The sequence below is a fragment of the Bacillota bacterium genome, from assembly GCA_036504675.1.
In the GTDB taxonomy this organism is placed as follows: Bacteria; Bacillota; Sulfobacillia; order JAJYWN01; family JAJZPE01; genus DASXUT01.
In genome coordinates this window covers 1-11672 of record DASXUT010000188.1, presented here as the reverse complement: position 1 = coordinate 11672, position 11672 = coordinate 1, and the positions used below count along the sequence as shown (strand labels likewise).

General features: G+C 65.7%; 13 protein-coding genes. All 13 read right to left on the bottom strand.

Translation table 11 applies throughout. The annotated features are described in order from the left end of the window. A partial coding sequence (gene rpsB, locus VGL40_14740; protein HEY3316518.1) for a 30S ribosomal protein S2 occupies positions 1-281 on the bottom strand: 281 nt, incomplete at its 3' end. Positions 282-444: 163 nt separating this feature from the next. Then, positions 445-993, bottom strand: coding sequence for a hypothetical protein (locus VGL40_14735; protein ID HEY3316517.1), 549 nt, complete (start codon positions 991-993; stop codon positions 445-447). A gap of 191 nt (positions 994-1184) precedes the next feature. Further along, positions 1185-1964, bottom strand: a complete 780-nt coding sequence (gene codY / locus VGL40_14730) for a GTP-sensing pleiotropic transcriptional regulator CodY (protein ID HEY3316516.1) — start codon at positions 1962-1964, stop codon at positions 1185-1187. 93 nt (positions 1965-2057) lie between these two features. Beyond that, complete coding sequence (gene hslU, locus VGL40_14725; GenBank protein HEY3316515.1) at positions 2058-3482, bottom strand: ATP-dependent protease ATPase subunit HslU; 1425 nt, start codon at positions 3480-3482, stop codon at positions 2058-2060. Positions 3483-3485: 3 nt separating this feature from the next. Next, entirely contained in the window at positions 3486-4007 is a 522-nt protein-coding gene (hslV, locus tag VGL40_14720; GenBank protein ID HEY3316514.1) for an ATP-dependent protease subunit HslV, read from the bottom strand. A 36-nt stretch (positions 4008-4043) separates the two neighbouring features. Continuing rightward, a complete protein-coding gene (locus VGL40_14715; GenBank protein ID HEY3316513.1) occupies positions 4044-5042 on the bottom strand; it encodes a tyrosine recombinase XerC in 999 nt (332 codons plus the stop codon). A gap of 31 nt (positions 5043-5073) precedes the next feature. Continuing rightward, positions 5074-6375 carry a methylenetetrahydrofolate--tRNA-(uracil(54)-C(5))-methyltransferase (FADH(2)-oxidizing) TrmFO gene (gene trmFO, locus VGL40_14710; GenBank protein ID HEY3316512.1) on the bottom strand — a complete coding sequence of 434 codons (1302 nt, stop codon included), beginning with the start codon at positions 6373-6375 and terminating at the stop codon, positions 5074-5076. A 23-nt stretch (positions 6376-6398) separates the two neighbouring features. Next, on the bottom strand, positions 6399-8510 hold the full coding sequence (gene topA, locus VGL40_14705; GenBank protein ID HEY3316511.1) for a type I DNA topoisomerase: 2112 nt from the start codon (positions 8508-8510) through the stop codon (positions 6399-6401). Between the two features lie 31 nt (positions 8511-8541). Next, the gene (dprA, locus tag VGL40_14700) at positions 8542-9654 is read right to left on the bottom strand and encodes a DNA-processing protein DprA (GenBank protein ID HEY3316510.1); all 1113 of its coding nucleotides are present in this window, start codon (positions 9652-9654) and stop codon (positions 8542-8544) included. Between the two features lie 242 nt (positions 9655-9896). Beyond that, on the bottom strand, positions 9897-10142 hold the full coding sequence (rpmB, locus tag VGL40_14695) for a 50S ribosomal protein L28 (protein HEY3316509.1): 246 nt from the start codon (positions 10140-10142) through the stop codon (positions 9897-9899). Positions 10143-10439: 297 nt separating this feature from the next. Further along, positions 10440-10562 carry a hypothetical protein gene (locus VGL40_14690; protein HEY3316508.1) on the bottom strand — a complete coding sequence of 41 codons (123 nt, stop codon included), beginning with the start codon at positions 10560-10562 and terminating at the stop codon, positions 10440-10442. A gap of 48 nt (positions 10563-10610) precedes the next feature. Further along, on the bottom strand, positions 10611-11447 hold the full coding sequence (locus VGL40_14685; GenBank protein HEY3316507.1) for a glutamate mutase L: 837 nt from the start codon (positions 11445-11447) through the stop codon (positions 10611-10613). Between the two features lie 25 nt (positions 11448-11472). After that, positions 11473-11672, bottom strand: a 200-nt coding sequence (locus VGL40_14680; protein HEY3316506.1) for a hypothetical protein, incomplete at its 5' end; no start/stop codon positions are given.

Sequence of the window (11672 nt, the reverse complement as noted above, 5' to 3'; positions counted from 1 at the left end):
TGGTTGACGAAGAACATACCGCAGCGGGTGGCTTCCTCACGGACGGCCTCTTGGGCCTGCTTCTTGGTACCGACGAAAAGCACTGTGCCGCCTTGCGACGAAAGGCTGCGGACCGAGCCGTAGACTTCCTCGACCTTCTTCACCGTCTTCTGAAGGTCCACAATGTGGATACCGTTGCGTTCGGTGAAGATGTAGGGAGCCATCTTCGGGTTCCACCGCCTGGTCTGGTGACCAAAGTGGACGCCCGCCTCGAGCAGTTGTTTCATCGAGATAACAGACATCAGTTTCACCTCCCCCCGTCGGTTTTAGGCCTCCGCCGGTCTCTTCCCGAACCGGCACCCCCTGCTCGGGGGCACCACCGGTCGGTCAACCGACGTGCGGTTTTGAAAAAGGCACCAGCAGATAGTATACCATGGCCGCACAAGCCTTGGCAACGCGTCGGGCCTATTTGCTCGTGAACATCACCGGCACCGACAGCCACGGCAGCAGTCTGACCCTGATGTCCAGAGCGGCGAGGTCGGGCCCGAAGCCGTCGCGGACCATCCGCCCAGCCTGCTCGGCCAGGCGGTCGGCCGCCGCGGCTGTGTCCATCTGGTCCAGGATCTCCCCGACGACCTCCTCGATGATCCCCACTATTCGATCCTCCAGGCCCTGGAGGACATCGGCCGGGAAGGTCAGGGTGAGGTCGGCGATCTGGAGGGTGGCCCCGCCGAGGCGGCCCTTGACCTGAGCCGAGACCTCGGCCGGGACGGCCTGCTTGGCCTGGACGATGAATTGCGGAAGGGCTTCGGCCGCTTGGGCTCGGACCTGCTCGCGGACGGCCCCCGCCAGCGGTTCGAGGTCCAGCGCCACCCCCACCCCCCGGTGGGCGACGGCGGCCACGAGACCGCCCCCGACCATCAGGCTGACGACGACCCCGGCCACGAATCCAGCCAGGAAGCGGAGGCCCCCGTAAGGGCGACCGTCAGATCTCTTGACACCCCTGTTAGGCAAGGTCTCTCCCCCCGGTCCAGCGGCTTACCGCGTTATTATACCGGGGAGACGGACGGCTTATGACCGGGGTGACCCGGGGGCCGAAGAACGAACAAGGCCGGCCACCCCTGTCCGGTGCCGGCCTTGTTCGCTCTATCGGTCAAGGGTCGGACCGGCTCGGAAGCGGCCGGGCCGGACCCTCGTGTCCGAAGTCACTTGATCTTCTTCAGTTCCTTGACCAGCCGGTCGTTGAGGATCTTGATGTGGGTACCCTTCATCCCCAGCGACCTCGACTCGATGACGCCGGCGCTTTCGAACTTACGTAACGCGTTGACGATGACTGACCTGGTGATGCCGACCCGGTCGGCGATCTTCGAAGCGACCAGCAGTCCCTCATTCCCTTGCAGTTCGTCGAAGATGTGCTGAACCGCTTCGAGCTCGGAGTAAGAGAGCGTGCCGATGGCCACCTGGACGGCGGCCTTCTTGCGGGCATCGTCCTCGACTCGCTCGGACTTGGACCGCATCATCTCGATGCCGACCACCGTGGCGCCGTACTCCGCCAAGATGAGATCCTCGTCATTGAACTTGGCGCCGAACCGGGCCAGGATCAGGGTGCCGAGACGCTCGCCGCCAGCGTAGATTGGGACCAGCGTGGTCACTTTGAGCGAGGCAATGCAGTCTTCGCCTTTCTTGAAGGCGCATTTCTGGGACTCCTGGGTCACGTTGGGCAGGGTCTCATCGACCCGCTGGAGCCCCTGGGTGTACTCGGCGGGGAACCGACCGGCCTTGAGGACCTCGTCCCGCATGATCTCGCACTCGAACTCGTGGACGAGCGCGTACCCCACCACTTGACCCTGGTTGGACACCAAGTAGACGTTGGCTGAAATGAGGTCCGAAAGGACCGTCGACATCTCCTCGAACTGCACGGGATGCCCGACCGTCCTCTGGACGAGCTTCGAAATCTGGCGTGTTTTCTCCAATAGGCTTTGCATCTGGTGTGCCTCCCTCGGCGACCCCTCTGGGGTAGTCTCTGTGTATTGTCGTTGGCTCTCCGCGACCTGCGCGGCGAACCATGGTGCTCCCACTCACAAGATGTAGCGGCTGAGGTCCTCATCTTTGACGATGTCCGCCAGTTTGGACAGGACATACTGGCGGTCGATGACGACCCGGCTTTCAGTCACCTCCGGCGCCTCGAAGGACAGATCCTCGAGGAGTCGTTCCATCACCGTGTGCAGCCGTCGCGCCCCAATGTTCTCCGCCTGGAGGTTGACCTTCTCGGCCAGCCCGGCGATCTCGTCGACGGCGTCGGCGGTGAAGACCAGTTCGATCCCTTCGACGCTGAGCAAGGCGCCGTACTGCTTGGTCAGGGCGTTCTCCGGCTCGGTCAGGATGCGCTTGAAGTCGTTCCTGGAGAGGGACCCGAGCTCCACCCGGATCGGGAAGCGACCCTGCAGCTCGGGGATCAGGTCCGACGGCTTCGAGATGTGAAAGGCCCCGGCGGCGATGAACAGGACATGGTCGGTCTTCACCGGGCCGTACTTGGTGACCACCGTCGAGCCCTCGACGATCGGCAGGATGTCCCGCTGAACGCCCTCCCGCGAGACGTCCGGACCGTGCCCCTGCTCGCGGCCGGCGATCTTGTCCAGCTCATCGATGAAGATGATGCCCATCTGCTCGGCTCTCGCCACCGCCTCGGCCTGGACTTCATCCATGTCGATCAGCTTGGCCGCTTCCTCCTGGGCCAGGATCTTGCGGGCTTCGGCCACCGTCACCCGCCGTTTCCGCTTCTTCTTCGGAAGCATCCCGCCGAAGAGGTCCTGGAGGTTAATGCTCATCTCCTCCATCCCAGCCCCGGAGAGGATGTCCACCGTCGACGGGGTGCTGGCCTCCACCTCCAACTCGACCGGGTCGTCCTCGAGCTCCTTCAGCCCGAGTCGCCGCCGGATCTCATCCCTTCGCCGGCCGGCTTCAACCTGCTCGTGCCGGAAGTCATCGTCGTCTTCGTGGGTCTCCCGCTGTCCAGTCAGGCCCCCGAAAAGGGCCTCGAAGGGATTCCTCGAGGCGGCCTCCCGCCGCGGGATGGGGGCGAGGACCTCGATCAGCCTGGCTTCGGCCAAGCCCATGGCCCTGTCCTCAACCGTGGCCATCCGCTCGGCCCTGACCATCCGGATTGACGTCTCGACCAGATCGCGGACCATCGAGTCGACATCCCGGCCGACATAGCCGACTTCGGTGAACTTGGTCGCCTCGACTTTGACGAACGGCGCCCCGACCATCCTGGCCAGCCGGCGGGCGATCTCCGTCTTGCCGACGCCGGTCGGCCCGATCATCAGGATGTTCTTTGGGACGATCTCGTCTTTCAGCGGGGCCCCCGCAGGCAGACGCCGACGCCGGTAGCGGTTGCGCAGGGCGACGGCCACCGAGCGCTTGGCTTTCTCCTGGCCGACGATGTATTTGTCCAGTTCTTTCACAATCTGGCGCGGGGTGAAATCCTCAGTCATGGTCGCCATGGCCTAAAGCTCCTCGACGGTGATTTGGTCATTGGTGTAGATGCAGATCGAAGCCGCCGTCTCCAGGGCCTCACGGGCGATCTCCGCCGCCGAGAGGACGGTGTGCTTGGCCAGAGCCCTGGCCGCCGCCAATGCGTATGGCCCTCCGGAGCCAATGGCCGCCATGTCGTCATCGGGCTCGATGACCTCGCCGTTCCCCGACACGACCAGGAGATGATCGCGGTCCATCACGATGAGCAGCGCCTCAAGCCGTCTCAAGGCCCGATCAGTCCGCCAATCCTTGGCCACCTCGACGGCGGCCCGCGGTAGATTGCCCTGGAACTGCTCGAGTTTCCCCTCGAACCGCTCAAACAGGGTCAGGGCATCGGCCACCGACCCGGCGAACCCGGCCAGAACCTTGCCGCCATAAATCCGCCGGACCTTCTTGGCCCGGTGCTTCAAGACCGTCTTGTCCACCGTCACCTGGCCGTCGCCGGCAATGGCCGCCTGACCATTCCTCCGGATGGCGACGATGGTCGTCCCCATTATCTGGCCCGTCTCCTCCACGCTTCCCGATTCCCCCTAGGCCCGCGGGTGGGCCTGGTCGTATTGTCTCTTGAGGTGCCGCCTCCCGACGTGGGTGTAGATCTGGGTCGTCGAGAGACTGGCGTGTCCCAACAACTCCTGGATGGTCCGCAGGTCGGCACCGTTCTCCAGCATGTGGGTGGCCATCGAATGGCGCAGGGCATGGGGCGTGATATGCCGGGCGATGCCCGTCTGCCGGACGTACTTTTGGAGCAGCCGTCGCAGTCCACGGTCGCTCAGGCGCCGGCCGAACCGGTTGACGAACAACGGCCCGCCCACTGACTCGGTAAGCCGGGGGCGGCCTCCCCGCAGGTAGTCGCCGAGAGCCTTGAGGGACGCCGTTCCCATCGGGACGATTCGTTCCTTGGAACCCTTCCCGAAGACCCGGACGTACTCATCGGCGAAGTCCAGATGGGATAAGTCCAACCCGACCGCTTCGGAAGCCCGCAGACCGGACCCGTAGATCAACTCGAGGACGGCCCGGTCCCGCAGGCCCAGGGCCGTGCCTCCGTCCGCCTGAGCCAGCAGGCTCTCTATCTCGTTCTGGTAGAGGAACGGTGGCAACTTGCGCTCCAAACGGGGGGTGGCCACACCGACCATCGGGTTGCGGAGGAGGATCCCTTCCCGATCGAGGTACTTGAAGAAGGACCGGAGGGCCGCCAGCTTCCGGGCGACAGACCGGCGACTGAAACCGTGTCGCTGGAGTTCCCCAAGGTAGGCCCGGATCAGCCGATAGTCAAGGGGACCGGTCCTGGCCGCCCGGGTCGCCGCTACTTCGCTGCTGGCCGGGGCTTCCAAAGCGCCGGCGGGCCCGCGGCGAAGCGCTCCAAAACCCGGGTCCTCCCCGGCCACAAAGGCAAAAAACTGGCCGAGATCGATGTGGTACGCGGCCAGGGTTTTCTGGGCCAAACCCCGCTCCGTCCGGAGGGTGGTGAGAAACCCCTCGACGTACCCCTCGAGCTCGGTAGCTTTGGCTCCCTGACCATCCATCATCATATTGTAGCACCCCGGGGGTGATGTGTCCAGTTCAATTCACAATATTCAAGACCTTACCAAGGTCTTCCGTCGCCCGCAAAATCAAGAATTGTTTCTTCTCTCTCCTCTTGATCCCCGGCACCGGGGGGAACAGGCCGAAGTTGGCATTCATCGGTTGGAAATGATGGGGATCGGCCTCGCTGACGTACCGGCAGAGGGCCCCGATCATCGTCGTCGGTGGGAATCCGGCGGGTTCAAGTCCCCGAAGCCCACGGGCCGCGTTGATCCCGGCAACCAGGCCGGTGGCGGTCGATTCGAGGTAGCCCTCGACCCCGGTGATCTGCCCGGCAAAGAAGAGATCAGGGCGCTCGATGGTGGCCAAGGTCGGCCCGAGGAGGCCCGGCGACCGCAGGTAAGTGTTGCGGTGCATGACCCCGTAGCGGACGAACTCAGCTTGCTCCAGCCCGGGGATCATCCTGAAGACCCGCCTCTGCTCCGGGAAGCGCAGGCTGGTCTGAAAGCCGACCAGGTTGAAGATGGTCGCTTCACGGTTGTCCTGACGCAGCTGGACGACGGCATGGGGGGTGCGGCCGTCACGAGGGTTGGGCAGGCCGACCGGCTTGAGCGGGCCGTAACGGAGGGTCTCCTCGCCGCGTCTGGCCAACTCCTCAACGGGCAGGCAGCCCTCGAAGAAGACCGACTTATCGACGTCCTCCGGCGGATGCCGCTCGGCCTCCAGGAGGGCCTGGCGCAGGGCCAGATACTCCTGGCGGTCCAGCGGGCAATTGAGGTAGTCCTCCCCACCTTTACCATAACGCGAGGCCCGGTAGACCTTAGAGTAGTCGATGCTGTCGGCGGCGACCATCGGAGCCGCCGCATCGAAGAACGAAAGGCCATCGGAGCCGGTGAAGGTGACGATCGAATCGGCCATGGCCGTTGAAGTCAGCGGGCCCGTGGCGATGATCGCCGGTCCGGCCGCCGGGATGGTTTCGACCTCTTCCCTGACCACATGGATCAGCGGGTGACCCACGATGGCCTGGCTGACCGCGCCGGCGAAGGTCCCGCGATCCACCGCCAGGGCGTTGCCGGCGGGAACGCGGCTTTCGTCGGCCGCCCTCATGATCAGCGATCCCAGTCTCCGAAGTTCCTGTTTTAACAGGCCCGGGGCGTTGTCGCCCGAATCGGCTCCCAGGGAGTTCGAGCAGACCAACTCGGCCAGGAGTCCGGTGCGGTGGGCCGGGGTCGACTTCCCGGGCCGCATCTCGTGCAGGGTTACCGCGACCCCGCGGGACGCCGCCTGCCAGGCTGCCTCAGCGCCGGCCAGGCCCCCTCCGACGATGATCACCGACTCCAAGGACCCTCCCTCCCCCGCCCCTCCTAGTCGCCCCCGGTCCCTTCCGGCTCACCGTACTCCTTGTAGCCGCAGCCCTCTCTAGAGCACTGGTAGTAGTCGCCCTCGGCCTTGCTCTTCCGCTGGACCAGGAAGGCCCCGCATTCCGGGCAGTTCCGGTCGACAGGCTTCTGCCAGGAGACGAACCTGCAGTCTGGGTAGGCGCTGCAACCATAGAAGCGCCGCCCCTTGCGGCTCTTGCGTTCGACCATCGGAGCCCCGCAGGATGGGCACTTGGCCTGAAGGACCTCGACGAACGGCTTGGTGTTCTTGCAGTCCGGGAATTTCGGGCAGGCCAGGAACTTGCCGAAGCGGCCATACTTGACCACCATCCGGGCCCCGCACTTGTCGCAGACCTGATCGCTCTCCTCCTCGGGCAGGTCGAGCGGACCGATGATCTCCTCGGCTCTGGACAGGTCGATGGCGAAGGGGTCGTAGAACTCGCCGACTACCTTCTGCCACTCCCTCCGACCGGCCTCGATCTCGTCAAGTCGGTCTTCCAGCTGAGCCGTGAACTCGACATCGATGATCTTCGGAAAGTGCTCCTTGAGCAGGTCGATGACGAGGGTGCCGAGGTTCGTCGGGAGGAAGCGGCGGTCCTCCTTGGCCACGTACCCGCGGAACTGAATGGTCTCGATGATCGGGGCATAGGTGCTGGGCCGGCCGATCCCCTTCTCCTCGAGGACCTTGACCAGCATCGCTTCGGTATACCGGGGGGGTGCCTGGGTGAAGTGCTGGCGCCCATCGAGGTTCTGGACCTCGAGCGGCTGCCCCTCGGCCAGCTCCGGCAGGAGTCCTTCCTCTTCCTCGGGTCCTTGCTCCTCGTCCTGCCCCTCGGTGTAGATGGCCATGAAGCCCGGGAAGCGGACGGTCGAGCCGGTCGCCCGGAGGGAGTGTCTTCCCGCGGCGATGTCGGCGGTCACCGTGTCCAGCACGGCCTGACTCATCTCGCTGGCCAGGAAACGTTCCCAGACCAGCCGGTAGAGTTTGTATTGCTCCGGGGTGAGAGACTCCTTGACCGACTCCGGGCTGCGGTCCAGGCTGGTCGGCCGGATCGCTTCGTGGGCCCCCTGGGCCCCCCGCCTGTCCTCATAGACCCGCGGCTCGGACGGCACGAAATCGGCCCCGAAGCGTTCCTTGATCAGGGCCCTGGCCTCGCGATGGGCCTCGTCGGCGACGCGGGTGGAGTCGGTCCGGATATAGGTCACCAGACCGACGGTTCCGGCCGGGCCCAGATCCAGGCCCTCATAGAGCTGCTGAGCCAGGGCCATCGTCCGGCGGACGGTGAACCCCAGCTTGCGAGAAGCCTCCTGCTGCAGGCTGGAGGTGGTGAAGGGCGGGGCCGGCGAGCGGTGCCTCTCCCGTCGCTTCACCGACAACACGGTGAAGGAGGCCGGCCGCAGGTCGGCCAGGATCCGGTCGACCTCGGCGCCGGTCTTCAGGTCGACCTTCTGCCCTTCCGGCCCCACGTAACGAGCCAAGAAGGCCTGCCCGTCGGCCCACGTCTTGAGGCGCGCCTCGATGGTCCAGTATTCCTCTTTGACGAAGCGCTTGATCTCTTCCTCGCGGTCGGTGATCAGCCGTACGGCGACCGACTGGACCCGGCCGGCCGACAGGCCGCGGCGGACCTTGCGCCAGAGGAGGGGCGAGAGCCGGTAGCCGACGATCCGGTCGAGGATCCTCCGGGCTTGTTGGGCGTCGACCAAATGGGTGTCGATGGAGCGAGGCTTCTTGATCGCCCTGGTCACGGCGTCCTTGGTGATCTCATGGAACTCGACCCGGCATTCGCAGTCGTCGCCGAGGCCGAGGACGGCGGCGAGATGCCAGGAGATCGCCTCGCCCTCGCGGTCGGGGTCGGTGGCCAAGAAGACCTTGTTCGCCTTCTTGGCGCTGTCCCGCAGCGTCTTGAGGACTTCGCCCTTGCCCCGGATGGTGATGTACTTGGGTCGGAAATCGTCGTCAACATCCACCCCGAACTGGCTCTTCGGGAGATCGCGGACATGTCCCATCGAGGCCTTGACCGTGTAGCGGCGGCCGAGGAACTTCTCGATCGTCCGGGCCTTGGCCGGAGACTCCACGATGATCAGCGGCTTCGCCAATGGGCTACCTCCTAGGTGGGACTCCCAAGACTCAACTGTTGAGCCGAACGAAGACCGGCCCGGGCATCCTTCGTACCAGGCCGTCGACCTCCAAGATGCTGGTGACGGCGGCCACCGCTTCGGGGGCAAGCCCGGTCCGTTCGATCAACTCATCGAGGCTGGTGGGCAGTACATCCAAGGCAGTCAGGACGATCAGCGCCTCGCGGGCCATCGGCCCCGCCGGCTCCTTCGCTCCGCTCCGCGCCCCGGTCGGCGCGCGGGCAGGAATCCCCAGGATCTCCAGGACGTCCTGGCCCGACCTGACCATCTTCGCGCCGTCGTAAACCAGGGCATGAGGACCTCGGCTGAATCGGCTGGTGATCGGGCCGGGTACGGCCAACACCTCCCGGCCCTGCTCGAGAGCACAATCGGCGGTGATCAGGGCACCGCCCTTCTCATCTGACTCCACGACCACGACGGCCAGCGAGACACCGCTGATCACCCGGTTGCGGGCCGGGAAGTTGCCCGGCCGCGGATCGGTTTCCCAGACGTGCTCGGAGACCACGGCCCCGGCTCCGCCGTCCCGGATCGCCCTGGCCAGCCCACGGTTCTCCCACGGGTAGACCCGCCCAAGACCGGAGCCCAGGACGGCGACGGTCGAGCCACCCTCGTCCAGGGCCGCCTGATGGGCGATGGCGTCGATGCCACGAGCCAGTCCACTGACCACGACCAGCCCCGCGGAGGCCAAGTCTCCGGCGACGATCTTCGCCGCGGCCGCCCCATACGGCGTCGCCCGTCGCGTGCCGACGACGGCCACCGCCCGCTCAGTGAGGGCCTGCCGTCGGCCGACCCCGAAGAGGACCGGCGGTGGGTCGGGGATGGTTCTCAGCAAGGCGGGGTAGTCGGGGTCGTCAAGGCCGACCGCCCAGCCCCCCTCATCGCCAAGACGTCTGAGCTCAGCCTCGGCGTCGCGAAGCCGCCGCTCGAGGGCGCTCGGCTGGAACTCGGTCGCGGCCTCCGCCGGCAGCCTGGCCGCGAGCCTGACAATCTCGGCCCGGGCTTCGAAGAGGGCTCCGATCGATCCGAAGGCCGCCAGGAGGTCGGCCATCCGGCGCGGCCCAAGACCGGGTATCGAACTTAGGGCCAAGAGCTTCGCCACCGTCATCGTCCTGCCTCCCCCCGGGTGTTGCGGGCGGCTTGCTTTCGACGGCGGCGGGCTTTTTCCTCTCTTTTTCCCGGCTCGGCCCTTCATTATATAAGAGCAGCTAGGCGTGGTTCTTTGTGACGTTATGTCGACATCGCCCAGCCGTCTCTCTGTTTTACATAAGAAACCGGTCGCCTGTAGCCAGCGGCCGGGGTCAAGCATGATGCATCAAAAAAGGACCTTGCGGTCCTTTCCTGCCTCGCTCAGACCTTGGCCCCCATCCGGAGCCTTTCAATCTTGCCGGCCTTTAGGCAGCTCGTGCAGACGTTCAGCTTGCGCGGCGTGCCGTTGACCACGATCCGCACCGTCTGGACGTTGGGGTATTGGCGGCGAAGGGTCGTACCGGTGATCTTCTGACCGGCGCCGCCGCGACGTTTGGCCGCGCCCCGGCGAATGATCGCTCTTCCGGTGATGGGGCCTTTTCCGCAGATATCGCATCGAGTAGCCATCTGACAACTCCCCGTATGACGGGCTGATCGGAGGGATTCCGCCGGCGCCGCTGAGCGGAGCCGTCCCGGTATCTAGTCTCGACCGCCGAGCCCGCAAGTATGTCTTTCCAACAGTTGTGCCATCAGAGAACTGACGCACAACGAGTACATTTTACCACTCGCCGGAAAACCCGTCAAGCAATGGCCTCCCAGCTTGCAGCAGGTTCAGCCACCGGCCGCCGGGAAAGGCCGCGGACGGCCTGCAACGCAGGGACGGGGCGGCATCGATCAGTCGTTGGCGCCGGACGCCCCGCCGCTTCAGACCACCCCGACGTTGGCCAACGGCACGTCGACGAACCTACCGTCGTCCCAGCGCACGCGGACCACCTTGGAGCGGACCTCGGTTTCCAGGAGCCGCCGTTCCACCGGGACTTCGACCACGTGACCGGATGATGTTCCCGCCGCCCGGCCTGGGCGCCGAAGGCTCGTTCATGGTCCGTCCCCCCCCTGGCACCAAACGGCGCCCCTCAAGTGGTCCAGGGGATAGGCCTCCATGGCTCGCCACCAGTCGATGAGACTCCGTGAACGTTGCTCGGGGTCCTTCGGCAGGAAGAGCGGACGGCCCCGGCCGTCCAGGATCAGCCCGACGACACCACCACCCACCAGTCCCTCCACCCGCCGGCCGGGACCGCGTCCGAGATCGATGCCCCGGACCGGTTCGGCGACAACCCTGGCCGTCCCGCCGACCGGCAGGGGAATGACTTTCAGGCTGCCGCCGGCGACCTCCGCGACGATCGTCCCCCCGCTCGGCGTGGTCATGGTCAGCCGCAGCATGGTTTGGCCCGGTCTGGTCCGGCCCATCGGGGCGAGGCAGGTACCCAGGGGGACGAGGCAATCTTTCTCGAAGACCTCGAGGGCGATGTCCGGATCGACCTCCGACACGACGCCGAGGTGCGGGAGCATGAAGAGACTGTCCACGTAGAGCCGGCAGATGCCGCCGGGCTCAAAGGCGTCGATGAGGATCAGGGCGGCCTGGGCGCGGCGGGGGGCATTGGAGAGGACGCCACCGCTCCCGATGATCAGGTCGATCGTCCCCGTCTTCAATAGCGGCTGCCCCGTCATCGACTGGCTCAGGGCGTCGTCGAAGGTCCGCTTTTGCTGCCCTCCCCGCAAGGTGACGGCCAACTGGCGATGCTGCTCGACGGATATCCTCAAGGCTTCACGCGCGGTCGCCTGCTCCAGCAGCAATTCAGGCAGGTCCTCGGGGATGGTCGTCGGCCTGATCATCTTGTTCGCCGCCCAGTTGCGGAAGTCCCGTTCGGACACGGTCTGGGGCAACCAGCGGGTGATCTCAGCGTGACGGCTGCCAATAGGCCCCGTACAGGAGGACCTCGTCGGCCCCCCCGAGGGTCAGTCCGGAGAGCCCCGGTTTGGCGACCACGAGGCCGGCCTGGCCCAACAGTGGCACCCAAGGGATCCGGGCATCAATGGCCCCCATCACTTCGGCGTAGGCCTGCGCCCGCCGAGCGGGGTCCACGGTCCGGAGGGCGG